This is a genomic window from Bacillus sp. 3103sda1 (assembly GCF_024159135.1).
GTDB classification, from domain to species: Bacteria; Bacillota; Bacilli; order Bacillales; family Bacillaceae_G; genus Bacillus_A; species Bacillus_A rhizoplanae.
Window position 1 is genome coordinate 2,806,724 of record NZ_JAMYWS010000001.1, and the last position, 26,825, is coordinate 2,833,548.

General features: G+C 35.8%; 20 protein-coding genes. 3 read left to right on the top strand and 17 right to left on the bottom strand.

The window, feature by feature from the left end; genetic code table 11:
- Nucleotides 1-49 precede the first annotated feature (49 nt).
- The 4 genes from NKR74_RS13915 to NKR74_RS13930 form a co-directional block, all read right to left on the bottom strand.
- Nucleotides 50-3,412, bottom strand: coding sequence for a tubulin-like doman-containing protein (locus NKR74_RS13915; RefSeq protein ID WP_253629946.1), 3,363 nt, complete (start codon nucleotides 3,410-3,412; stop codon nucleotides 50-52).
- Nucleotides 3,413-3,429: 17 nt separating this feature from the next.
- Entirely contained in the window at nucleotides 3,430-5,532 is a 2,103-nt protein-coding gene (locus tag NKR74_RS13920) for a vWA domain-containing protein (protein ID WP_253629947.1), read from the bottom strand.
- A 370-nt stretch (nucleotides 5,533-5,902) separates the two neighbouring features.
- Nucleotides 5,903-6,940 carry a DmpA family aminopeptidase gene (locus tag NKR74_RS13925; RefSeq protein ID WP_098309894.1) on the bottom strand — a complete coding sequence of 346 codons (1,038 nt, stop codon included), beginning with the start codon at nucleotides 6,938-6,940 and terminating at the stop codon, nucleotides 5,903-5,905.
- 70 nt (nucleotides 6,941-7,010) lie between these two features.
- The gene (locus tag NKR74_RS13930; RefSeq protein WP_253629948.1) at nucleotides 7,011-7,346 is read right to left on the bottom strand and encodes a hypothetical protein; all 336 of its coding nucleotides are present in this window, start codon (nucleotides 7,344-7,346) and stop codon (nucleotides 7,011-7,013) included.
- Nucleotides 7,347-7,523: 177 nt separating this feature from the next.
- On the opposite strand from NKR74_RS13930, the gene NKR74_RS13935 reads away from it, so the two are divergent.
- Nucleotides 7,524-7,937: a hypothetical protein gene (locus NKR74_RS13935; protein ID WP_098309896.1), complete on the top strand. Its 414-nt coding sequence runs from the start codon at nucleotides 7,524-7,526 to the stop codon at nucleotides 7,935-7,937.
- Nucleotides 7,938-8,076: 139 nt separating this feature from the next.
- Here NKR74_RS13935 and NKR74_RS13940 read toward each other — a convergent pair whose 3' ends face one another.
- Nucleotides 8,077-8,796, bottom strand: a complete 720-nt coding sequence (locus NKR74_RS13940; RefSeq protein WP_098309897.1) for a class I SAM-dependent methyltransferase — start codon at nucleotides 8,794-8,796, stop codon at nucleotides 8,077-8,079.
- Nucleotides 8,797-9,025: 229 nt separating this feature from the next.
- Entirely contained in the window at nucleotides 9,026-10,732 is a 1,707-nt protein-coding gene (locus NKR74_RS13945) for a peptide ABC transporter substrate-binding protein (protein WP_253629949.1), read from the bottom strand.
- A gap of 784 nt (nucleotides 10,733-11,516) precedes the next feature.
- Between NKR74_RS13945 and NKR74_RS13950 the strand changes: the two genes are divergently transcribed.
- A complete protein-coding gene (locus NKR74_RS13950) occupies nucleotides 11,517-12,005 on the top strand; it encodes a DinB family protein (protein WP_253629950.1) in 489 nt (162 codons plus the stop codon).
- A gap of 434 nt (nucleotides 12,006-12,439) precedes the next feature.
- Here NKR74_RS13950 and NKR74_RS13955 read toward each other — a convergent pair whose 3' ends face one another.
- Together NKR74_RS13955 and NKR74_RS13960 are read right to left on the bottom strand one after the other, a co-directional pair.
- Nucleotides 12,440-13,246, bottom strand: a complete 807-nt coding sequence (locus NKR74_RS13955) for an ABC transporter permease subunit (protein WP_098309900.1) — start codon at nucleotides 13,244-13,246, stop codon at nucleotides 12,440-12,442.
- Complete coding sequence (locus NKR74_RS13960) at nucleotides 13,243-14,133, bottom strand: ABC transporter ATP-binding protein (RefSeq protein WP_253629951.1); 891 nt, start codon at nucleotides 14,131-14,133, stop codon at nucleotides 13,243-13,245. Before NKR74_RS13960 ends, NKR74_RS13955 begins: the two co-directional genes overlap by 4 nt.
- Before the next feature lie 161 nt (nucleotides 14,134-14,294).
- On the opposite strand from NKR74_RS13960, the gene NKR74_RS13965 reads away from it, so the two are divergent.
- Nucleotides 14,295-14,885, top strand: coding sequence for a TetR/AcrR family transcriptional regulator (locus tag NKR74_RS13965; RefSeq protein WP_253629952.1), 591 nt, complete (start codon nucleotides 14,295-14,297; stop codon nucleotides 14,883-14,885).
- 31 nt (nucleotides 14,886-14,916) lie between these two features.
- Here the strand turns inward: NKR74_RS13965 and NKR74_RS13970 are convergent, their stop codons facing one another.
- The 9 genes from NKR74_RS13970 to parC form a co-directional block, all read right to left on the bottom strand.
- Nucleotides 14,917-16,056, bottom strand: coding sequence for a branched-chain amino acid ABC transporter substrate-binding protein (locus NKR74_RS13970; protein ID WP_098309932.1), 1,140 nt, complete (start codon nucleotides 16,054-16,056; stop codon nucleotides 14,917-14,919).
- A gap of 194 nt (nucleotides 16,057-16,250) precedes the next feature.
- Nucleotides 16,251-17,279, bottom strand: a complete 1,029-nt coding sequence (locus tag NKR74_RS13975) for an oxidoreductase (protein WP_253629953.1) — start codon at nucleotides 17,277-17,279, stop codon at nucleotides 16,251-16,253.
- Between the two features lie 167 nt (nucleotides 17,280-17,446).
- Nucleotides 17,447-18,853 (bottom strand): RNA-guided endonuclease InsQ/TnpB family protein, encoded by a 1,407-nt coding sequence (locus NKR74_RS13980; protein WP_253629954.1) that lies wholly within the window; start codon nucleotides 18,851-18,853, stop codon nucleotides 17,447-17,449.
- A gap of 248 nt (nucleotides 18,854-19,101) precedes the next feature.
- Nucleotides 19,102-19,803, bottom strand: a complete 702-nt coding sequence (locus tag NKR74_RS13985) for an ABC transporter ATP-binding protein (protein WP_253629955.1) — start codon at nucleotides 19,801-19,803, stop codon at nucleotides 19,102-19,104.
- 113 nt (nucleotides 19,804-19,916) lie between these two features.
- A complete protein-coding gene (locus NKR74_RS13990; RefSeq protein ID WP_253629956.1) occupies nucleotides 19,917-20,693 on the bottom strand; it encodes an ABC transporter ATP-binding protein in 777 nt (258 codons plus the stop codon).
- 10 nt (nucleotides 20,694-20,703) lie between these two features.
- A complete protein-coding gene (locus NKR74_RS13995; protein ID WP_098309905.1) occupies nucleotides 20,704-21,987 on the bottom strand; it encodes a branched-chain amino acid ABC transporter permease in 1,284 nt (427 codons plus the stop codon).
- A gap of 9 nt (nucleotides 21,988-21,996) precedes the next feature.
- Nucleotides 21,997-22,983 carry a branched-chain amino acid ABC transporter permease gene (locus NKR74_RS14000; protein WP_098309906.1) on the bottom strand — a complete coding sequence of 329 codons (987 nt, stop codon included), beginning with the start codon at nucleotides 22,981-22,983 and terminating at the stop codon, nucleotides 21,997-21,999.
- Between the two features lie 67 nt (nucleotides 22,984-23,050).
- Complete coding sequence (locus tag NKR74_RS14005; protein WP_098309907.1) at nucleotides 23,051-24,259, bottom strand: branched-chain amino acid ABC transporter substrate-binding protein; 1,209 nt, start codon at nucleotides 24,257-24,259, stop codon at nucleotides 23,051-23,053.
- A gap of 141 nt (nucleotides 24,260-24,400) precedes the next feature.
- On the bottom strand, nucleotides 24,401-26,824 hold the full coding sequence (gene parC / locus NKR74_RS14010) for a DNA topoisomerase IV subunit A (RefSeq protein ID WP_253629957.1): 2,424 nt from the start codon (nucleotides 26,822-26,824) through the stop codon (nucleotides 24,401-24,403).
- Nucleotide 26,825: the final 1 nt, after the last annotated feature.

Consider the following 26,825-nt stretch of genomic DNA (forward strand, 5'->3'; position numbering starts at 1 on the left):
CCTCTTTTCCAAATAATAAATTCCAAAGTTAAGGATTCCCTATCTTTTCTTAAACATTCGCATTTGTATCTTCCTCTTCTATTTGAACGTTAAGAAGATGTAACCATTTTTTATACGGTGCACTGTTTGGATCTACAAATTCTTTTGCATATGAGCGATTCCAAAGTTGCTTTACAAATAAAGTCGCTTCTTTTTTTGCTGCTACTTCCGCTCCAGTCCCGTAATAAGCTTTAAAATATTGTTCAATTTCATCAACAAGTAATCGTAACAGTTCATCAGATGTTTCTTCTAACGTCGGATCATATTTCGCTTCCTTATCGTACATCAAGATAACATCTAAGATATTATGAACATGTTCTTTTCGAAGCCATCTTATATCTTGCGCACCTAATACAAATGAATGTGTATATAAATGTCCTCCGTGCTGCAATGCTTTTCCCTGTTCTTCTTCAAAACGAGAAATAATATTTTCATATATAAATGGATTATGAAGCAATGCACGGTGCAATTTATATCCTTCATTTGTTACATTTTTCCCCATCGATTGAATAAGAGAACTTCGACCCACTCCGTTATATTGGTAAACGAACTGACCATCCACAGCAGCAAGACTAATCCAACGATATATATATGCATACAATAAAGCACGATTACACTTATCATAATCCAGCTTCGTTTGTGTTACATTTAAGTCTGGCATAAAAGCAGGTAAGTGCCAATACTTATCAAGATGCGGTGTTAAATTCGATTTACGAACGTTTAATTTATTTACGCGGCGATAATAAGACTGAAAGTAATCTCCCTTCTCGTTCACATAACCGTTTGCAATATGCCCAGACGATAATTTCGGAAAATCTTGCAGCGACAATCCGTAATGCGCACGGTAACATACAATTTCATACGGTGAAAAAGCTTCATCAACTGTTTCTTTTTCCTGGAACATCTCTTGTAGCGTCTCTTCATTTAACTCTTGATGAATAAGCGGATGAATACCCCAATATTGCAATTCACGATGATGCGCAACTTTCGGTATAAATGGACTTGCAAGATGCAGCAAATCTTCAATTTTCTCACTTACATACTCTGTCATATCACGCTTTTGAATAGCCGCTTCTTTTCGCAGTGCTTCAATAATATTTAATTCTAATTTATCTCGGTAGCGATCTTGCAATTCCTGCTCACAATACGTTAAAATATGTTTCCGATAAAAATCTTCTACTTTTTGTGATTGTCCTTCCTCTACCTGCGCTCCCCTGCAATATTCACGATATAAACTCATATAAATTTCAGCAGATATCTCTTTTGGCAACACACCATTGTTTACATGGTGATGAATATCGTTCCACATTTCTTCCTGCATTCGCTCATCTGCTAATACGTATACATTTGTTGGATTTGTTTTTCCCTCAAATTCTTTACTACGTTTTTGAATGTCTAATAATAAATTTTCACGAGTTTCTTGTAAATTATCAAAGAAACGCTCCCAATATTGAATCATTTTATCTACAGCCTGATATAAAGATTGATAAACAAGCTCTAATAACATTTCTTTTCGATATTCATTTAACTTGTGTACATATTGGGTCGCAATATCTTGAAATTCTTTTCGAAATAAACGCTGTTCATTATGAAACATTTTTCCAAACCAACCTTGTTGCTGCGTCAGTTCAACACGTCTAACAGCTGTTACCGTTCCTTCAATATTGCTCACATTAAATTTTTTATCATAATTTTGGATAAGACTGCGTTTCTGTTCATTATTTTCATGCAGACGATTCATTTTTTCGGTTAACAATTTACGAATTTCATATAACATGTAACGTGCAGCGACAGGATGAACAGGATCTGTTTTCTTTAAAAACCATGTATTCAACTGATATGACTGACCCTCTGAACCACTTGGTGTAAATCGATCAGTTTCAACCATATCATATATCAATGTTGTTACATGCTCATGTACACGGCTTGGTATCGCATACGCATATAAGCGTACAGCATGGTCCACCCGTGCCACTTCACCTTTCATTTGTTCAGCAATTTTCAGTTTTGCAGCTGAAATTTTACACTCTCGCTGCAAGCGATTTAACTCTTCATCTTTTTGTACCGTACGCTGCACATAATTTTCTACCGCTTCTAAAAATAATTTTGATTTTGATATACCAATTTTTCCGCCTTCTGCTCCTTCGCGCGTTTCATAATACATTTGCTTATAAAACACATGCGCCTGTTCTGGACGAGTCGCCAAATGTTCTAAATCTTCTAAGAAACTTTTTCCTCGCTCGGGCTTTTCACGCTGCATACCGCGGCGAACGTCTTGCTCATACCGGCTTTTCTTATCTTGAAAAAGTCGATCTAAATGAAGCCACGATTCATCTAGCCCTTGCACTGCCCATTTTAAAGCGCAGTAACGAAGAACATTTTCGTATGGATAAATAAGTTTTGCAGCTCCTGCTCCGCAATAACGAGCTTTACCATTTGAATCAGCAAGTTGTTGAATTTGATTATCTTCTTGTGCAAAATGACTCGTTGACATCGGACTAAATAATTGTAAATAAATTGTATTTGTCATTTGTTCCATATAATCAGACAAACTATGCAAATGGTGACCATGTAAATTTTCATAATCATATAAGAAGCAATAATTGTATGGTAAATGATGCTGCATAATGGTGTGATTTGTGCGTCCGTCTTCATCTACTTGATCCGGACGATATTCTAACTCAATTGTAACGCCCCCGCGGCGTGATAATTCTCCTGTAGATCCTAAAGTAATTGCGTGTAATTCTTTTAATGATGCATATCCGTTTGCCTGCACCGTTTCAAATTCTTTTCCGCTTATTGTGCGTGTTTTGACGAGAACATCAGGAAGTAAAAAAGCACCGCGAATTAAAATGTTGTGATGTTGCAACTTTTTCCGAAGCATTTCTCGTAAATATAGAGCGATTTGCAAAAACATACCGGAACCTGTGCCACCTGCTAATGACGTAACAATAATAACGCGAACACCGTATTCTGTTGTATCACTTGTTACCGGAAAAATCTTCTCAATTTCTTGCCAAAAAGCTGTTAATTTATCTTCCTTCATCGCTGCGCGAAGTGCTAGGCGAGAAATAACTCGAAGTTGACCAGCACCTTCTGTTAATGGTTTATCTAGTACAGTCGGGTCAATCGGAAACCAATCTGGAATCGTTGGATCTTCCGCCATATATTCGCGCGGTGTTTTACTAGAGCTCGTTTGTGTCACAAATTTACGAATATGCTGAAAGTGACTTAACGTATTAATATCTGTATCAAATACGTGCATCGCTACTTTTTTACGCCGTTCTTTCGGGAGCTTTCGGTAAATATCATGCGTAACTGTACTTCCAATTCCCCCGAGTCCAATTAAAATTGTTGGCACTTGAAAATCCATGTGAACCACCTTCCTATTTATTCACATTCATATCTATATACTTCTTTTCCATAACCGCGATCAATAACAACCATTTCGTTCGGATATAACGTTTTATACTCGCGTCCTGCTTCTTCATCAGTTAGGACCATACCATCAATCACCATGCCTGGTACTTGAGAATCTTTCGTAACAAATATAGATTTTGAGCCATTTTTTGCAATAAACGTAACAGATTGCACTGTTTTCCGCTCCGCTCGAAATGGAATACCAAAATAATGATTCCACCATTTCGTTCGCAGTGGCTCTGGTTCAGATTTATATAACCAATCTTCCGCAATAGATTGGTCCCATTCATAATACATAAGCGCTTTCCTATGAAAACGTGGGCGAACTATCCATCCAACAATAAGAATTGTAATAATGAATAAGATTATACTAAATGGTAAAACGAACTGAAAAATAGTCGCATAACGCTCTAAAAAAGGAACGTCAATAATAGACAACGAAATTTGTTTACTAACTTTGTGCGATTGTGAATCTCGTAATGTGATGGTAGCTTCTATGATGCCGGTGTCTGTAAAATTAAATGTGTTGGAGTAATAAGGACGAGGATATACATATATTTGATTTCTATTTTGCTTTAACTCATAGTTGATAGATTTATGAAATGTAATAGTTACTGTTTTCAACAATTCCCTTACTTCTGCTTCTGACATTGATTCTTCATTTAATAGTGGTTGTATAATAAATGGTGCACTATGCTCTAAATTTGTTACTTTTTCTTTATAATTCGTGGTAACAACTTTTAATGATAGTTTTGGTTTTGGAACGGATTGAATGCGAAATTCTTTCGTTTGGCGATAAAACCCTTTTATATTCATGTGCACATTTCCATGCACAGCGTCTCTCCCTATCTTCGTTTCATAGTAGAAGACTTTTCGTTTCCCATCCCATTGCATCGAATACATTTGACCATTTATTTCTATTTGAGCATTAAAATATGAAGCATCTACCGGTACATTTGTTGGTTTTGCTTCTATAATTGCTGTTTGATTTTCATAGATTTGTTCTGTTTCTTTTTTCGGGTCCTTTCCTTTTTCATATATGGAAACGGTATAATCTAACGCTGGTTCTACTAGTACTTTCATATTTTCCTTTGTCACTGCTTGATCAATTTCTACCATATATGTTCCTGGTTCCATTACAGCATTGTTTTTAGACATAATATGAGTAATTCCACCATATAATCCCATTCCCGCCGGTGCTTGAATCGAAAATCTTGATTGTAAATTGAGTGATCCTTGTATATTTTGGACACGATACGGTATGTTTTGAGAAGATTGACCAACAAGCGTAATTCGTTTTAACGGAAATGGTGTTTTAACTTCAATCTTGTTTCCTACTATATTTGTTTTTACCGCTTCTTCTACTGATGAAAATGGATCACGATTCGCTATTAAAGCAGCGGCTTGGTTGACGCTGTGGATAACACCATCTTCTCCACTTGTTGGGAATACGATTCCATTTATCTGGTGTTTCCAAATATCTTTAAAGACGTTCATTTGTGCTTGTTCTTGCGCCCCTAAATTTTCTTCCATTGTAATTAATACTGCATGTAAAGAAATGTTTTTTGCTTCCATTTCTTTTTTAAAAGTACTGAGCGTTTCTGAAATCCTTTTTTTTCCACTATCATCTTGTTTTTCTAGCTCATTAAACGCTCCATCTGTTAGAATAATAAGCCAAAATTCACGATTGGCATTTTCCTGAGTTTGCCTCTTAATAGATTGCATAGCTGTTTCCACTGATTGAAAAGGTGTGTTAACATGTTCATTCCATGTTTGAATCTTTTCAATTTCCTCTTGCCGTTTGTTATTCGCTAGAGAAACTGTTATTTCTTGCGATGGATGACTCATTGGTACATAAGAAAACGTATCTTTTTCATCTAACAATGCAATCAAACTTTGCAATGCATAATTTGCATACTTCCAGCGATCATTATTACGCATACTACCAGAATCATCATACACAAGTGAAACAACACGCTGCCTCGCTTCTTCTCCTTTCGCTAAACTAGAAAAAGGACAAATACATATGAGTAGTAAAAACAAAATAGATGTGGCTATGATTCGAATATGCATGTTGAAGCTTCGCCACCTTTGTAGACAAATTCCTATGTTTAAACTTATGAGAAGAAATACAAGATATGACTTGTATTTCGAAAAACGAACGAGAATATAATATTATTATGTAAACAATCATTTAATAAAAAACTGCTCATTTTCAGTTTTTTATTTTCTTCTAATTTTCATCATAATTTACTTTCTCACCCAATATTTTTGCCACTTCTCATTAAAGTACATTTCAACTTCCTATGCCATATATATCCGGTTTTAATTATATCGGTTTCTATAGAGTAATAAAAAAACTGACATTTATACTTTAGAGTTTGTATGTAATAGTAATAACCAAAGCTCCGCTCTATAATTTATATCAGTTTACATAATTAAATTATTTTAACCTTGGTATGTTTTTTAGATTTTCATAAGATATCGCCTCTAATTTTCTTTTTCCTCTACCTTCTATCGTTTCTGCCATACATAAAGCATTCCAAATTGCCTCTTCTACGGCTTCAATTGTCATTGCAAATAAATGAGAAATTTCTTTCCCATCTTCACGCAAAAATTGATACTGCAATGATTCTGTAGTTGGCGTATGAGAAATACGATGTGCTGTTGAAAAGGCAATAACAATATCCCCGCTCCCATGCGCTCCGTAAGAACCCGCCTTTGCAAGTCCAAAAGTTGCTCGCTTTGCTATGCGATGTAATTGTCTATCACTTAACGGCGCATCGGTTGCGATAACAATCATGATAGAGCCATCTGGCAAAGTTTCTTCGTTCTCTTTTTGAATATATAAATCTTCTTTTCTCCCAAAATTCGTAACAACTAAAACACCCACCGTATACGTATCTTTTGTAAAAGTTATTATGCGTGAGCTTGTACCAATTCCGCCTTTATATCCAAAACAAGCCATCCCTGTACCAGCTCCCACGCATCCTTCTTCCACTGGACCATTTTTTGCGTTTGTAATGGCCTCAATTGCATGCTTGGGTCTTACATAAAGCGTTCGAATGTCATGTAAATATCCATCATTACACTCTCCAACAACAATATTTACAGTTCCAGTTGTATCACCAATTTCCTCATTCCGCTCTAGCAAATATCGTAATGTCCCTTCTAATACCGGAGCAACTCCAAATGTATTGGACAGCATAATCGGACTTTCAAGTACACCTAGTTCTTGTATTTGAATCGTTCCAATCGTTTTTCCAAAGCCATTAATAACATAAGAACTAGCGAATACTTTTTCACGAAATATATTTCCATCATGCGGTAAAATCGCCGTGACACCAGTACGAATATGCATTTCTTCCTTCAAAGTAACATGCCCCACTAAGACACCTTCAACATCAGTAATGGCATTCCATTTTCCCACATCATATTTTCCAATTTTCACTCCTAGTTCACGTAACCGCACTCGCTTCATACTTTTACCTTTTTTCTTAATTTTCTATCTCTTATTATAACAAAGATGAGAGTGCAATCTACAAGCACTCTCATTGTTTTACGTATACTTCTACAACTGGATTTTCTTTGTGATCAGCATGAAGACGAATGTTACTTTCTTTTACATTGTAGATATCCGCCAATAGTAATACTGTTAATATGTTAGGAAATTTGCTATCTGTGCCATATTTTCGTTCAAGTGCTTCCTTATATTCAAACGCAAGATCTCCTTGTATATATGTATACACTTCAAAGCCATCTTGTAAATCACAGACAATGGTATCAATAATATCAGCTCCTACTTGACGTGTCATCTCTTTTCGAAGTGCATCCGTTAATGCATTCCATGACACTTCATACGTTTGAAATGTATCTGAATGACTCATTTTTTTCTCTCCTTTTTATCTCACTCTAACAGGGAGTAACATTTTTCATTACTAGAAAACAATCCTTCCTTATCATTCCCGTTTTTCACTACAATTATGATGGAATAGACAAACGTACAAGCCGCTCTTGTCCCTTTATCATATCGTAATATTGGAAAGAGAAAGGGGCAAAATTATATGAGTTCTCATAAACATTTTCATACATGTCGGCGTTATTATGGGCGAGTCGTACGTATTGAAGATTATAAAGGCAATATCCATATTGGAAGAATTGTTGATCTAACAGATGAATCAGTATGGATTGAACCCGTTCATCGCAAACGATTTGACCACGGGTTTGGCTTTGGTGGTAGCTTCGGCTGTGATTTCTGCGGTGGTTTAGGTGAATGTAACCATTGTGGATTTGGATTTGATGACTGTAGATCTGGTAGATCTCGTAGATCTGGTAGATCTCGTAGATGTGGTAGATGTGGATTTGATGAATGTAGATGTGGGTTTGGTGGATTTGGTGGGTTTGGTGGATTTGGAGCCGTTGAACTTGGTCTTGGATTTATTTTTGGTATTTCATTAGCTGCTTTATTTTTCATTTAAAGAAAAGCCAACATATTGTTGGCTTTTTTAATAAAGTGAAACTTCCATCAGTGGAGGGTTCTTCATCCACCACTGATGGAAAGCCCGCCCAATCGGGCTTTTACGGAGAATGAAGTTCACCATTAATCAAAATTCCACTTTATTTTTGACAAATAAAAATCCGGTGCCCTAATATATGCTTGTATTGATGTAAAATATGTTCATGCGCAATCCATGCATTATACAAATCTTGTGAAATAAAATCTGATATATCCCACTCTGGCTCTTCTACATGTGCAGAAATCGTTGTTGCAATGGTTCCGCCTCCAAGTACACGTACTGTTTTAAAATTTGCTTGTTTAAAGAGTATAACCCATTCTTGTGCTGTTAACAGTTGTTCCATTCCATATAAAGTTACTATATTTTTTTCCTCATGTACTGGTAAATGTTGCTCAATTACCAATTCAATAACAAGCAGCGTCCCGCCACATTGTAATACACGGTAACATTCATCTATCGCTTTCCTTTTATTTGTAAACGCAAGAACGGATTCTCCTAATACAATATGAAACATTTCATCACGACACGGTAGTGCCTCTACACTCCCTGCAATGAGCTCAATATTTACTCCATCCTTATACCATCTTTTTTTTGCTTTTTCAATCATCGTTTCATTTATTTCAACTGCACTTACAGCAGAGCCATACTGTTTCGCAATATAGGAAGCTGTCCTGCCTGTTCCACAACCAATCTCTAATAATTTTGTATGCTGGTCTAATGAAAGCTGTGCTAATAATTGCTTTGTTAACGTAAAACCTCCTGGATGTGCACTGCCAATACCAAACGCTGCTAGGAAATCTAAATAAGAATATTGTTTCATATACATCTCCTTCTATCTCACATTTAACGGGCATATTCAGAAAAACAAAGGATATAGATAGAAGATTTCTGCCCGGAAAAACTTAATTAGTCGGATTGACTATCATAAATGACAACATTCATTAATGAATGTTTTTATTTATTGTAGTACTGCATATGTATTCATTACACTTCAAAATGTGCACATAGAGAAAGAGGATACGTTACCGCATCCTCCTCTTTTTAAATAATTATTTATCTTCTTTTTCAGTGATATATGTCCACTTGTAGCTGAAATCACCACCAACATTATGCTTAACAATGTTGTGTACAGTTGGACGTTGTAAATAAGAAGTTCCACGTTGGTACAGCGGTGCAATTGCAGCATCATCAAGTAACATCTTCTCAGCTTTCGCAAGTTGTTCCCAACGAGTTTTCTCTTGTGTTAATAAATCTGTTTTACCTTTTTTAACAATGTCATCATACTCTTTATTTGAGTAACTCATTTGGTTATGAGAGTTTGTTGTTTCAAACATATCGATGTATGTCATTGGATCTGCATAGTCAGGACCCCAACCAGCGTAAGAGATATCAAAGTCTTGATCTGTTTCTAGTTTTAGTTTTTGCTTAAATGGTTGGTTTTTCAAGTTAATTTTTAAGCCTGGTAAGTTTTTCTCTAATTGCTCTTTTAAGTACTCACCAATTTTCTTCGCATTATCAGTATCGTAGTTTAATAATTCAAGTGTGATTTCGTCTTTACCTAACTCTTTCTTCGCTTCATCCCAAAGTTTTTTCGCTTCTTTCGTATCATATGATACAGATTTTACATTTCCATTAATTGTACGGAAATCTTTATCATCTGGACCTTTTACGAAGTCAGCTGGTACAAGATAATCAGCTGGTTTAGAACCATCATTTAAGATTACGTTCGCCAACGCTTTCTTATCGTATGCTTTTGCGATTGCTTGACGAAGTTTCTCATTTTTAAGCGGCGTGTCTTGTTGTTTCAGACGTTTTTCGTTTAATCGTAAGAAGAATGTAGATGGCTCTAAATAGCTTCCAAATTCATCTTTCTTCGATTTATATTTATCAACATATTCAGCACTTAAAGCAACGCGATCAGCTTCGCCGCTTTCATATAAGTTAACACGAGTAGATAATTCTTTTACAACGTTAAAGTTGATTTCTTCTAACTTAACTGTGCTCTTGTCCCAATATTGATCATTTTTCTTCAGCTTCCAACCTTGTTCATGTTTCCATTCTGTCATAGTGAACGGACCGTTGTATACTAAGTTCTCTGCTTCTAAACCGTATTTATCGCCTTTTTCTTTTACAACCTTTTCATTTAACGGATAGAAAGAACCGAATGTTGTTAATTCAAGAAAATATGGCACTGGGTTGTCTAATTGCACTTCTAATGTATTGTCATCAACAGCTTTTACACCTAAAGAATCAACTGGTGCTTTGCCTTCGTTGATTGCCTGTGCATTTTTCACATCATACATAATAAATGCGTATTCAGCAGCTGTTTTTGGATCTAATAAACGTTGCCATGCAAATACGAAATCTTTCGCTGTTACAGGATCACCATTTGACCATTTCGCATCTTTGCGAAGCTTAAACGTATATGTTTTGCCATCATCGCTCTTTTTATACGATTCCGCCATACCTGGAGTTGGTTTTTGGTCTTTATCCAGACGATATAATCCTTCCATTACGTTATTTAAAGCAAGGAAAGACACTGCATCTGTTGCTTTAGAAGAGTCCATAGACGGAATTTCTTGCGTTTCTAGTAAGTTTAACACTTGTTTTGATGCTAACTTACCTTCTGTTTTTTTCTCTTCATTTTTTGGCTCTGTGCTTGCTTTTTTGTCCCCTGATCCCGAACATGCTGTTAAAGCCACGCTCATTGCTAACACTGGCGCTACTACAGCTGAGATTTTTTTAATCTTTTTCATTTTGTACCCTCCCTAATTTTATGTACGATACTACTTGTGAGAAACTTTTTTGATAACTTTATGTTTCTATATAGTTATCAGAAAATTTCTATTAATTAATATTCTACTAATTTTTTTGATTTTGTAAAGTGGTATTATTAAAAAAATTAAAAAAATTATTTTATTACAGTAATATTTATAATCATTCTGTAAAATAACTCAAGAAAAAAGGCATCCCCTTACTGTATGGATGCTTAAATCCTTTTATTTATTACTATTTATTACTATTTTTTTAAAAAAACATATAAAACAATGATTTACAATATATTGCATTCTTATACATATCCTCTTTATGATTCTTTCATTTTATTCTCTTGTATTTCCAGCAAAACTTTCTCATGTTTTGTCTGACAATTTTATTTTTACTCTTCGTAACAATAGCAACACTCTTATTATTTCTTACACTATATAATTACGGACTTCTAATATAAAGTGAAACTTCCATCAGTGGAGGTTTTCTTCATCCCCCACTGATGGTTAGTTGAACCAATCGGGCTTTTACGGGATAAAGCGATCGATACTAAACAAAAACGCTAATCCTTTTTACAAAATAACTTCCAGTGTGGAAAATCCATCGCCATTAACTGTTACTGCATCTTTTCATTTTCTTTATTAAAATTTTGGCTTTGTTAAAGAACATTATTGATTTTTCTTATTGAACAAACGAAGCAGGATAGTTAGAAGAAGGATTAGGACATTAAGTATGGAATAAGTTTTTTAAACACCAAATAAAGGAGCGTATGTAATGCATAAAAACGAATATGAATGGGTCAAACAGACTCGATCCGTACTTCTTGACTTTTGTAAAGAACTAGAACCAAATGACTTTACTCGCCAAATGGGGTTCGGTTGGCAAAGCGTGCGAGATACAATGGTACACATAGCAGACTGTTATAACGCTTGGCTTGGCTCATTTGTTTTATTAAAAACGAAGAAACCGCTCACTTCAAAGGAAGACCTGCAACAACTCAGTTTGAACGAAATAAAAGTACGCTTTGAACATATAGATTCTCTTGTAAATGAGGTATTTGAAGTACTTGCCCATCACATGGATGAGCCGATTCAGAGGGAGATCCCTTGGAGAGAAGAAGGAGAAACGTTATCAATTACACCTGGTAAATTGATAACGCATGCAATCACTCACGAATTCCATCACAAGGGACAGATTTCAGCCATGATACGTCAGATGGGGTATGAACCTCCAAACACAGATGTATTAGGAACTAGTGATTAGGGAGAATACGTTTGGTGCCGTTTGTTGAAAACAGAAAGTAAAAAGCATGGTACCAACATATGTGAGGCTGTTTTTAAGCAGCCTTTTTTGTTTGTGGTACAACAGAGAGCGAATTCATTCGTCCCTCCCAGCGAATCTGAAGTGAAGATATTGGAATTAGAATGTATCTACCATAATAACAATTGGTTGTTTTTACAAATGAGTTAGGCTGTACCTAACCGAAATTCATCCCCACCTTACCGCTAGGCTACTGCCTGTTACGTGCTTGAAGATGGGGACTTCTTTCTGAAATACGTTAAATAAAGCGGTAAGGTTTCTTAATTGCCGTTTCATAATATTCACCTAAAAGGGATAATACCAGTCCACCACATCAGATAAACTCTTTTTACTGTCTACCTAAAAAAGCCAATTCACCTCTTCTTTTTATTAGATCATCATAAAGGCAAATCTCTTCTCTTAAAAACAATAACAGAAATTATAAAAAGAATAATAGCTGCTATAAGTAAACCAATACTTGTCGGCCATATATTATAGGTTCCATCAACAATTTCCTGCGGGCGATACAAGCTAAATATAGATAAATTTCTCATCCATTCCAATTTCTCGCTCAACTTCCCTAACATATCAAATCCATAAAACAATACTGTTATACCTGTAGAAATACTTAACGCTTTCTTTTCATCATCAAATAAACAGGAAAAGAAAAATGAATATGCACAAATAACAAGAAATACAAGTCCACCAAGAAGATTGAGTTTAAAAAATAATACTTTATCAAGAGATACTTTTTCAATTAGCCATTCTGCCCCGACTAAACCGCCAAGATAAGTAGCTATAACAATCGTAAATAGCCCTATGATTAAGACAGATGCTTGTGTCAAAATTACCTTTGTACGCGAAACAGATGTAGATAATAAATAAGCCATTGATCCTCTATCAACTAGATGAGCAACTAATTGTGTTGATGCTAAAATACTATATATCATCAACAATAATACAAAGATTAAACCATAATATTCTCCAGCTAAAAAATCATTCAATTGTTCAATCCCTTTTTCAAATCCCACTGCTTTTAATACCCCTTGAGGCATCGCTTTCAGTATTTCATCTAATCCCTTTACAGATGAGAATGATGGAAAGATCCAAATTAGTAACCATAAATAAAGAACTGAACCAATAGCATAGTTCAAAATCATTTTGGCATTTGCTTTTAAACTAGCAACAAATAGCGCTTTACTCATAACCGATCTGCTCCTTCCTCATCATAGTAATGCATAAAGACATTTTCTAAATCCATTGTTCTCATCTGAAAACCAATTACATCATGTTGCGCTAAAGTTTGAAGAAGTTCATTATAGTTTCCCTGTACAATAATCGAAGCTGTATTCCCTTGCACACTAGCAATTTGTAGTGCCGTTTTCTGTAATTCTTGCAATTGTTCTTGTGAAGATACTGTCACATCAAGAACTTGCCGTTGTTTTGCTCTCAAGTCATGAATATTTTCTACTGTAAGTAACTTTCCGTCTTTAATAATCCCTACACGATCGCATGTCCGTTCAATTTCCGTAAAAATATGAGACGACATAAAAATTGTTTTTCCTCTTTGTTTTTCTTCTAATATAAGATCAACAAATAACTGCTGCATAAGCGGATCTAAACCTGAAGTTGGTTCATCTAAAATGAGCACTTCTGGATCATGCATAAAGGCTGCTACAATCCCTACTTTTTGCTTCATTCCTTTAGACATTTTTCGAATGGGTGTTTTCACATCAAACTGAAAGCGCTCAATTAATTCATCACGTCGGCCATTACTTTTCATACCACGCATTCCTTGCATAAGTTGCAAAAATCCCAATCCATTCATTCCTTCTATAAAAGAAATCTCTCCTGGTAAATATCCAACCCTTTTTTGAATATCAGCCGCATCCTTCCAGCAATCCAATCCAAACATCGTCGCTGTTCCAGAAGTAGGTTGTATAAATCCCATTAATTTACGAATTGTTGTTGATTTTCCTGCTCCGTTTGGTCCTAAATAACCAAATACTTCCCCTTCTTTTACTTGAAATGAAACATCGAATAAGCCTTTTCCGTTTGAAAATTGTTTCGTGACGTTTTGAACAATTAACATAAGATCACCTCTTTTTGAAATATTTTATATACCATATTTCAAAAATATTATACTCCTCTGTTATAAGAGAATCAACATTTTTTGAAATTTTATAAAGCCTATATTTCAAAAACATTGTTTCCTTTCTTATCATCTTGTATATTTAAGTGGAGGTGATTCATATGAACGGTTTTGAAAAGGTGAAAGAGAAGAAAAAGCAGGCTATTAAAGCCGCTGCACTAGAACTGTTTTCTAAATTCGGATTTAAAGATGTAAAAATAGAAGATATTGCAAAACAAGCAAGCGTTTCACAAGTTACAATATATAATCATTTCGGAAGTAAAGATGCTTTATTTCGCGAACTCATTCAAGAGTTTACCATTCAAGAGGTTCATTATTATGAAGAACTGTTAACGAGCGACTTATCTTTTCAAGAAAAAATACATCGTATTATGACTCGAAAATTACAAAGTGTGAACCGTTTACATCCTGAAATGATTGAACAAGCAATGCAAACAGATGAAGAATTGCGTAATTTTCTATTTACATATCAAAAAGATAAAGCGCTTCCCCTTTTTCTTCACTTTATAGAAGAAGCACAACAGAAAAAAGAAATTAACCCCAATCTTTCAAAAGATATGATTTTGTTATATATCAATACGTTTTCTAAAATGAGTGATCAATTCGTTGCACACTTAGTTGGTGAACATCGTGAACAACAAACAAAAGAAATCCTCACAATGTTTTTCTATGGACTTTCTAATCCAAACTAAAAAAACCCGGCCTCTGCCGGGTTTTTTTTCATTATTTGCTTACTTCTCCGTCTTGTCTTCCTGGATATTTCGCACCCTCATACTTATAAATATAAACTTTTGCAAATTTGTTATCACCTTTATCATCGAAAGCTACTTTCGTAATAACGCCATCATATTCTTTTATAGTACGAACTGCATCGCGTACTTGTTCACGCGTTGGATATTTACCATCATTTTTCTTAATGGCATCTTTAATTCCTTGTAAAATAACACCAGCTGAATCATATCCATATGCAGAGTATGCCTCCACATCTTTTTTGAACTTCTCTTTATATTCTGTCACAAATGCTTTCCCTTTCTCTGTTACCGTTGGTGCTGTCGCTACTGTTGTATAATACGTATCTTTTAATCCATCTTTTGCAACTTCTGCCATTGTTGGAGAATCGATACCGTCACCACCCATAATTGGTGCTGTAACCCCTTTTTCACGTGCTTGTTTTACTAAAACGGAGCCTTCTGAATACATACCACCAAAATAAACAAGATCTGGCTTTTTCGCGACAACTTGGTTTAACACACCACTAAAATCTTTCTCACCAACTGTAATCCCTTCATAACCGACAATTTTTGCTCCTAGCTTTTCTGCTTCTTTTTTAAATGCATCAGCTAACCCTGTACCGTAAGCTGTTTTATCTTGAATTACAAAAATATTTTTTGCCTTTACTGTTTCAAGCGCATATTTCGCTGCCGCCGGACCTTGGAAATCATCTCTTGCAACAAGGCGTGCAACAGTCTTTAATCCACGTTCTGTTAATTCAACTGCCGTACTCGATGGCGATACCATAACAAGATTTGCTTTCTCATATGTTTCAGAAGCGGCAATAGATACACCTGACATTAAATGTCCTACAACGCCCAATACTTCTTTATCAGCTGCGACAGACTGAGCATTAGCAACCCCTTTTTTCGGGTCACCTTGATCATCTTGCGGAACAAATTGCAATTCAAAACCTAGTTTTTTAAACTCTTCTTTTTGTTTATCTACTGCAAGCTGCGTTCCAAGCTTAATGGCTTCTCCAAAAGCAGCTGATCCACCAGAAAGAGGGGATTCAGAAGCAATTTTAATTACTTTACTTTCCTTTGTTTCAGTTTTAGTAGAAGCTGAATTCGCATTACATCCCGCCATCATTCCCGCTAATAAAACACCTGATAACAAAAGCGATATCTTTTTCTTCACAGTACTCCCCCTAAATTTATAATATTTCTAATATTTAAAATATTAATCTATACATAAAGGTTGTACAATAAAAATCGTTAGCGTTTTCTCGTAAAATTCCGACATGATTTGCTAACATACAAAAAGAGTCAGCGCATGCACTGACTCTACCATTTCACTATCATTCCTTGCTGACTACTTTGTAAACAAGCTGTAATAACACGAATCACATTTAGGGCTTCCTCAGCAGTAACAGGTGGCATTCCTTGTTTCATTATCGCATCTCGGACACCTTTATAATAGTTCTCATAACACCCTATTTCTGTTGGAACACGAATTTCTTGTTCCTCTGTAGAAAGAATAGCATACATATGCATAGCATCTTCTCCATAGCCTACATCACCAGGTTTCTTACCAGTCTTTAATTGCTCCTCTTGGGAATCCATTCCATATTTAACAATCGAGCCTTTTTCACCGTGAATGCTAAAATGAGGACCTGCATATTTAACGTGACTACTGCTATGAAGAATAACACGCATTTCTTCATAATGAAGAATAATATGAAAATAATCATCTATTTGCGACCCTGGGCGCTGATTGATAACATCTGCATAAACTGCTTCCGGCATACCAAATAGATGTAACGCTTGATCAATAAGATGTGAGCCTAAATCAAATAACATCCCTGATCCTGGTAATTTATGTTCACGCCAACGATCACGAACATGCGGACGAAATCTATCAAAATGAGCTTCATACGTATAAACTTTACCAATTTTATCATCTTGTAATAGTTTTTGAATCGTTCTGAAATCGTTATCCAAGCGGCGGTTATGATATACACTTAACACAATACCATACTGCTTCGCTAGTGCTATTAACTCTTCCCCTTCTTCAACAGTAACAACAAAAGGCTTTTCAACAACAACATGTTTACCGTGAAGAATTGCCTTTTTTACATATTCAAAGTGCGTTGTATTAGGAGATGTAATAATGATAAGATCTATGCTCTCTTGCATAACAAGCTCATCGATTGTTGTCACAACTTCTACATGTGGAAATGATGCTTTTACTTTCTCTTCTTGTGAAGAAACAACCGCACGAATTTCGTAGTCTTCAATTGTTTGTAGCAATGGAATATGGAAGGTTGTACTAGAAAAGCCGTAACCTACAATACCAACACCTATTTTGTTCATAAAACCCCTCCCAATTATGTATGGAATATGATGAACTTTTATTATATCAACTTATCTTTTTTCTACATAATGTTTTGCTTTTTTATAAATTACTCTTTAGTAATAACGGTAACATGAATACTCCCCCACTTAGCAAAGCTTGAAGTGGGGGTTTCTAACGTTTCGACCTAACGGACGATTAACGTCAGTGGAGTTAACACACTAGCGAGCTGTTTTACGCCTAACCCCTCTATCCCGTTTGTCCATGCATCCGGGACTACTTTTCGTAAAATATTAGCTGCGGCATTTACGTCTGCGTTGATTTCGATTCCTTCTGCAGAACGATACATACCACGTTTCATTCGTTTTCCTGAAAACGTTGCACTTTGGTTATTTGTTCCATACGTTGGAATAAAGTCATGATCTAGAAAACTTGCTTTTGATGTGTAAGATTCCTCGGTTACAATAACTTGACTGCCTACTGTATTTGCTTTGTATGTAATCATTTGAATCAATACACTATGCGAGATATGGCAAAATGTTTGGTTATTTTTCTTTCCCATATTCGTTTCTTGTTTCCAACTTTTGTTTTGACCAATAACGATTTTGCAAACTTCCTCTTCTTGAGCTAGTTTTACAATATGATGACTAGCTTTATGGAAGATGTCTTTTATTTTCAGGTAACGCTTTTGGTGAAGTTTTTCTATTCTTTTAGAAGTAAAAGGTCCTTCCTTTGTTTGTTTACCTTTCCTGAGAACACTTGTAAAATGGCTCTTCATTTTATTGTAATATTGATTTATACTTTTGACATGTTTGCCCTTAACAAGTACAGGTTTCATACCTGTGTTTGTTACAATGGTTGCAAGATTATCAATACCTAAATCAATACTCATATAACGCCCATTCTCTTCAACGGATTGTTGTTCTGAAGGAACATCTACCATTAATTCCACTACATACTCATTGTATTTTGGAATGACACGAACTTGCTTCAAATTACCTTCAGTAAACCCTAATTTCCCAATGTTTAATTGCAATTTTGTCTTTGGAAACTTTAAAAACTTATCATTTTTAATGACACAATCTTGATTTGTATATAGAATCTCTTTTTCAGAAGAACGAATATATTTTGGAATTCTAGGTCTTCCAGTATATTTATTTGGATTCTTTTTATAATCTTTTAAACTAGCAAAAAAAGACTTCCAATTTTGGAATACATTTTTCATGATTGATTGACTAGATTGCGTAGGTAAAGCACGATAATCATTCTGAATCATCACTTTAAATAATGCATCCAGAAAATTATAATCTACATAAGTTTTTTCTGTAGTTGGTTCTGAAAACAAATTACATTTCACTTCTTTTTGTTTTTCTTTTGGTTTTATTTTCTCTTTTTCCAATTTCTTTTGATAGGCAAGAAGTTGTGTATCATTCATCTTCTTAATGTTTTTAGAAATTATATCCAAAACTTCTTTTTGTAAAGGTTGCAACTCCTTATCTTGTGTCAAACCTGTATACACTTGTCGTATATAAAAGTTTGTCGTGTTGTACATATTCTTAGCATTTTGGCAAGATTCTTGAAAATAAGAATACATACGATGCCCTTTTTTTATCCAAATCTAAAGAGTTTTATAATTTGTTTGATTTTCCATTGTCATTTTTCACCTCCTTGTTAAGGATATTATACCAAAATAAGAACGTATGTTTCTGTAATTTTTTGAACATAAAATATTTTTTTCGATTCACCTCACCACCTTCACATATGTTTAGAGGTGGGAGTCCTCTCGAAAGGTATGATAGATTAACATGACAAAGAGCCACCCTACTTAGGGTAGCCCTCATATTATGCTAAATACGCTTCTTTCACAAATTCATTATGCATCAATGATTTTCCTTCTCCTACCATTTTAATTTCCCCTGTCTGAATCACATATCCACGATGTGCAATTTGCAACGCTTGATACGCATTTTGTTCAACAAGTAGAATCGTCATTCCTTCTTTATTAAGCTCTGAAATAATTTCAAAGATTTGCTCAACAATAATTGGTGCTAGTCCCATTGAAGGTTCATCTAACATAAGTATGTGAGGCTGGCTCATGAGCGCACGTCCAATTGCAAGCATTTGCTGTTCACCACCACTCATTGTACCGCCCTTTTGTTCTAGCCGTTCTTTTAACTTTGGAAAATAGTGAAAGGTACGCTCCATCCGTTCCTTCACTATTCTTTTATCCTTTACTGAAAATGCTCCCATCTCTAGGTTCTCTTTTACTGTTAGACGTGAAAAAATACGTCTCCCCTCTGGTACATGAGCAATTCCAGATAAAGCTGTTACGTGCGGGGATTGTTTCGTAATTTGTTTCCCCTCAAATGAAATTTCTCCTGACTTCGGTATAACAAGACCACTAATCGTCTTTAATGTCGTTGATTTTCCAGCTCCGTTGCATCCAATAAGCGTTACAATTTCGCCTTTTCCTACAGAAATATTAATTCCTTTTAACGCGTGAATGCCACCATAATACGCATTAATATTTGTAAGCTCTAGCAAAATACTTCCCTCCTTTTTATTTTTTTCAAGCGATTTTGTAGCATGCTCTTTGCTTTGTCCCGTACTAACGGGCAGTAAGGCCCCCACTGATGGAAGTTTCACTTTATCCCGCATTACTTCTCTAACACTGCGCTTTTCCCTAAATACGCTTCAATAACTTTTGGATTGTTACGAATATCTTCCGGTCTTCCTTCTGCAATTTTTTCACCATGATCTAGCACAATGATATGCTCAGATATCTCCATGACAAGTTTCATATCGTGTTCAATTAATACAATTGTTACGTCCAGCTCTTCACGCATACGATAAATAAGTGCTGTTAACTCCTTCGTTTCCTTTGGATTCATCCCAGCTGCTGGCTCATCCAATAATAAGACTTGCGGTTTTGCCGCGAGCGCCCTAGCAATTTCAAGGCGCCGCTGTGCACCGTACGATAAATTTTGCGCTTCTTCATTTAACAAATGAGCTAACCCAACATATTCTAAAAGCTCATACGCTTTTTGCTGCGCTTGTTCCTCTTCTCTCTTTACTCCTGGAAAATGTAACAAAATTCCCAAAAGATTACTTTTCAAATGATTGTGAAGCCCTACCATCACATTTTCAAGTACCGTCATATTGTTAAAAAGACGAATATTTTGAAACGTACGAGCAATACCATGCTTTGAAATATCATGCGGCTTCAAACCAGTTATCTTTTTTTCACCAAGTAGAATGTCCCCTTCATCGGGCTTATACACGCCTGTTACCATATTAAAGAACGTCGTTTTCCCTGCTCCGTTCGGTCCAATTACAGCTGTAATCGATCCTTTTTTTACTTTCATATCAACACTTTTCACTGCAACAAGCCCGTCAAACCGTTTTGTAATATTTTGAACTGTTAAAATCGTCATATTCTCACCCCTAGGCTCCAAATACGTTCTCTTTTTGTGTTTGCGATTCGATTTGTTCTGTCCTACCTTTTTTCAGCTGCTCTTCATTAAATTTCCGATTTTTTGCAGGTATGAGTCCTTGCGGGCGATACAAAGCAAATAAGATTAAAATTCCCCCAAAGATGAAGCGCTGCATCTTTGCTGGAGAAAGTGCATCTGGGATCGCAATCGTTCCACTTAAGTTCAATTGATTTAGCCAGTTTGTTACTTCAGTAAGTACTTGTAAATTTAAAATCGTCATAACTGCTGCGCCTAAAATAACTCCTGGTACACTCCCCATACCACCAAGTAATACCATAACAAGAATCGTAATCGACTCTAGTAACGTAAAACTTGTTGGATCGACGAAAGTTTGTTTTGCTGCAAAGACAACACCCATCATTCCAGAAAATGACGCACCAATTGCAAACGCTAGCAGCTTTGTTTTCACAAGCGGAATTCCCATCGCTTGAGCGGCAATTTCATTTTCACGAACTGCCTTCCAAGAACGGCCTATTTTCGAAAACTCTAGTCGTTTTACAATAAAAATCACGAGTAGTAAAATACCGAGCACAATATAATACACTTGACTCGATTGCAAAAATGTAAACCCAAATAAAGAAGGTGGCTTTACAGAAGATAAACCCATTGCACCGTTTGTAATATTGATTGGTTTATCTAAATTATTAAAAATAATACGAATAATCTCTCCAAATCCAAGTGTCACAATCGCTAAATAATCGCCTTTCACACGTAAAACCGGGATACCGAGTAAAACTCCAAATACTGCTGCAATAAAACCGCCTAGTAAAATAAAAATCCAAAAGCTTTCTCCTGACAATGGATATTGACCAAATGGCATAAAGTTATTTGCTTGAGCTGTTGCAAAAATACCGTATGTGTAAGCTCCTATTGCAAAAAAAGCGACAAATCCTAAATCTAGCAATCCCGCAAAGCCGACAACAATATTTAATCCTAGCGCCATTGCTATATAAATCCCAACTAATGTCGCTACTTCCATATAAGACTGATAGGCTGGCCCGCCGCTTGCTGTGAATGGAAGCAATATGACTAATACAAATAACCCTATCAACCATTTCCATTTACCGTGCAAATTTGTGTAATACAATAATAAAAGAGACAATAATAATAGTAAAAATGCCGTTACTGACTTTTGTGCAAAATATAAACTTGCAGCCGTTATACCAATATAAAGGACTAATAATATAAGTTGCAGCTTCGTATTTTTCCTTATCATTTCTAACCATTTTGTCATTATGATCACCTACACTTTCTCGGCAACTGCTTTGCCGAAAATGCCTTCTGGTTTAAAAATTAAAACGAGAATTAAAATTCCAAAGGCAAATACATCCTTATATTCAGCTCCCAATATTCCAGAAGATAAAATGGATAAATTTGCAGCCGCGAACATTTCTAGAAGTCCAAGCAATATACCGCCAACCATTGCACCTCGAATATTACCAATTCCCCCTAAAACAGCTGCTGTAAAAGCTTTTAACCCTAAAATAAAGCCAATGTACGGATCTATTGTTCCATATTGCACAGCAAACAGTACACCTGTTGCTCCGCCAAGTGCGGAACCAATAAAAAACGTAAGGGAAATCACTTTATTCACATTTACTGACATTAATGAAGCAGTATCACGATCTTGCGCAACAGCACGCATCGCCATTCCCCACTTTGTTTTATTAATGAAAAAGTCTAAAGAGAGCATCATAATAACTGCAAGAACGAGTAGAATAAGTGAAGATGTTTTAAGTTGAGCATTATTAAAAGAAGACATAATCGCTGAAGTCTGTACTGTAATTTGATCATTGAATAAAGTAGGACCTGTTATAATGTAATTTCCTTTTTTTAATTCAGCAATAAAACGAACGATATCTTGCAGCAGAAAAGAAACACCAATTGCTGTGATTAACGTAATAAGTTTTGGTGCTTTTCGAAGCGGTCGATACGCAACCCTTTCAATCCCCATCCCAAGAAAACCCGTTATAAGAGATGTTGCGACTAAAACAAGTAACAATGCTAGCAGAGCAGGCATAACCGTCATCCAACCAAATCCCATAAAAACAAGAAAAATTGTTGTGCCAATAAAAGCACCAGTCATAAAAATTTCTCCATGAGCAAAATTGATAAGTTCTAATATCCCATATACCATCGTATATCCTAACGCAACAACTGCGTACACTGCACCAAGTGTTAATCCGTCAATTAGCACTTGAGGAAGTGTATGCATGATTTCACCGAACATAGAAATTCCTCCCTTTTTATTTTTCTCTAAAAAAGGTACGGAACATAAGCACCGTACCCATATCACCTTACTTTTTCTCTACTTCGCCTTCTTGTCTTCCTGGATATTTTTGCTCTGCAAATTTATAAATATATACTTTTGCAAATTTATTATCCCCCTTGCCATCAAACCCTACGTTTGTTACCGCTCCTTCAAAATTATTTGTTTTCCGAACAGTATCGCGTACTTGTTCTCGAGTTGGCATTTTGTTGTTATTTGCTTTAATCGCATCTTTCACTCCTTGCAGGAGTACACCCGCAGCATCATACCCATAAGCCGAATATCCTTCTACCTCTTTATTAAATTTACTCTTATAATCATCCGCAAATTTCTTTCCTTTTTCCGTTGTTTTCGGGTCAGCAGCGATAGAAGTGTAATACGTGTTCTCAATATAGTTACCTGCAATTTCTACCATCGTTGCTGAATCCATACCATCACCGCCCATAAACGGGATTGTAAGGCCTTTTTCACGTGCTTGCTTCACTAACAGTCCACCTTCTGCATATAGACCACCAAAGTAAATTAAATCAGGTTTTTTCGCGAGTACTTTATTTAACACACCGTTAAAATCTTTTTCTCCGACCGTAATAGATTCATAGCCTGCAATTGTTCCACCTAATTTTTCAACTTCTGTTTTAAATGCTTTAGCTAAACCTGTTCCATAAGCTGTTTTATCATCAATAATAAAAACGTTTTTTGCCTTCAGTGTTTTCAACGCAAACTCTGCCCCGGCAGGGCCTTGAAAATCATCTCTTGTACATATACGATTTACTACTTTCAAATTACGATCCGTTACTTCAATAGCAGTATTTGTAGGTGATACCATAACAACATTGTTTTTCTCATACACTTCAGAAGATGGAATTGCAACTCCTGAATTCATATGTCCAACGACACCAAGTATTTCTTTATCCGCACCAATAATCTGTGCGTTCGCAACACCTTTTTTCGGATCAGCTTGATCATCATATGGCACAAATTTTAGTTCATATCCTAATTTTTTAAACTCTTCTTTTTGTTCTTCTATTTTCAGTTGTGCACCAAGTTTAATTGCTTCCCCTTGCGTTGCAGAACCACCAGAGAGCGGTGATTGAGTCGCAATTTTTATTACCTTTCCACCCCCACCTCCCGTACTTGCTGTATCAGCATTACCATTTGTTTTATCACTGCATCCTGTTAATAAGCCAAACATACACACTGCAGAAAGAACAAAAGCAAAATTTTTCTTTTTTATCACCCATATACCCCCATTTTAGTTTTTCTAAATATTTAAAATATTTAGTTAAATAATAATGGAAGTGTTTTATTTGTACAACTACTATTCTTCAGACAAATTTAGACAAAAACACCCGACTCATATAATGAGTCGGGCATTTTCTTACTTTTCTTTTTTCTGTGGCCATGTTTCCACAACAAGACCAACATCACTTACATCTATTAATAAACTTCCGTTACTGTAACGATCCTTATTACGAAGTGTATTCGGATCAATTTCTTCTATTATCTGCTTTTCTGTTCGCATACAAACAACTTCATCTTCACGAACAACTTCTACACCGACGATGCGATATGGATTCTTTTTCAATTCTTTAAAGATCACAAGACCCCGTTTTGCTCTCGTCGATTTTTCAATTTCTGTCGCTTTTAATCGTTTTACTGCACCTCTTTGCGTAATGAGAACGAGCTGATCTTTTTCAGAACTGATAGGAAGACCGCATACAACGTAGTCATCTTCCTTCACATTCATTCCTTTTACACCAGCTGCCCGTACGCCAACTGGACTCACTTCTTCTTCATTGAAAACAAGTGCATATGCGCCGTGCGTTGCAAGAAGAATATCTTGTGTTCCATCTGTAACAAAAACATCGACGACTTCATCATCTTTCTTTAAATTAGTCGCGACAAATGCACGTGAATAACGCTGCACTTTATATTGATTTAATTCTGTTTTCTTAATCATTCCGTTTCTAGTAACAAACGTAATAAATCGCTTCTCTTCATCAAAATTCGGAACAACAGTTGCAAAGACGAGTGTTTCATCTCGGTCAAGCGACACAATATTCGCAACGTGCTGACCTAGATCTTTCCAACGAATATCTGGCATTTCGTATACCGGAAGATAAATATAGTTTCCTTTACTTGTAAATAAAAGAATTGTCGCGGTTGTATTTGTATCGAAGCGTTCGAGTAAGATGTCGCCCTCTTTCATACCGAAGTCTTTTCCGTTCGATGCATTATGCGAGCGCCAACCAGTTCGCTTTACATATCCTTCTTTCGTTACAGTAACGATGACATCTTCATGTGGAATCATCACTTCCACATCAATTTTAATTTCTTCAATCTCTTCTTCAATTACAGCACGACGATTATCACTATACGTTTTCTTTACTCTCTTTAAGTCCGATTTAATCACTTGAAGAAGTCTTTTTTCACTTTGTAAAATCGCTTGTAATTCTGTAATTTTCGTTTGTAGCTCTTCGGCCTCTTTTTCTAATGCTGTAATATCTGTATTTGTTAAACGATACAATTGCAGTGATACAATTGCTTCTGATTGTGCTTCTGTAAAGGAGAATCTTGCACTTAAATTATTTTTCGCATCACGTTTATCTTTAGAAGCACGAATTGTTTCAATGACTTTATCTAAGATTGATAAAGCTTTCATCAAACCTTCCACGATATGCTGACGATTTTCCGCTTTTCGCAATTCATATTGCGAACGACGTGTTACAACTTCTTTTTGATGCCCAATATATGCATCTAAAATCTTTGGTAATGTCATTAATGTAGGGCGGCGATTATGAATTGCTACCATATTGAAGTTATATGGTATTTGTAAATCTGTATTTTTATATAAATAATTTAAAATACCTTCTGCATTTGCATCTTTTTTCAATTCGACAACAATACGAAGACCTGTACGATCCGTTTCATCACGAACTTCAGCAATTCCATCTAATTTTTTATCTAAACGTAGCTCATCCATTTTCTTAACAAGATTTGCTTTGTTTACTTCGTAAGGAATTTCTGTAATTACGATTTGCTGCTTCCCACCACGAATCGTCTCAACTTCCGCTTTTCCGCGGATGATAATTTTCCCTTTTCCTGTTTCATACGCCTTCTTAATCCCATCAAGCCCTTGGATAATCCCCCCTGTCGGGAAGTCTGGCCCTTTAATCAGCGTTAATAAATCGTCTACAGTACTGTTTGGTTTATCAATTCGCAACATTGTTGCATCGATAACTTCTCCAAGATGATGTGGTGGAATTTCTGTTGCATAACCAGCTGAAATTCCCGTAGATCCGTTCACTAAAAGATTTGGAAACATAGCTGGTAATACAACTGGCTCTTCACTTGTATCATCAAAGTTTGAAACAAATTCTACTGTTTCTTTATCAATGTCACGTAATAACTCAGAAGCAATTGGTGATAAACGAGCCTCTGTATAACGCATCGCCGCTGCCGGATCACCATCGACACTACCATTATTTCCATGCATTTCAACTAATACATTTCGTACTTTCCAATCTTGACTTAAACGTACCATCGCTTCATACACGGACGAATCACCATGCGGATGATAGTTACCAATTACGTTACCAACTGTTTTGGCAGACTTACGAAATGGCTTATCATTTATATTTCCTTCTATATACATAGAATATAAAATACGACGTTGTACTGGTTTTAAACCGTCGCGTGCATCTGGAAGTGCACGGTCTTGAATAATATATTTACTATAACGTGCAAAGCGGTCACCAAGCACATCTTCAAGCGGGAGGTCATGAAACTTCTCTGCTTGCATG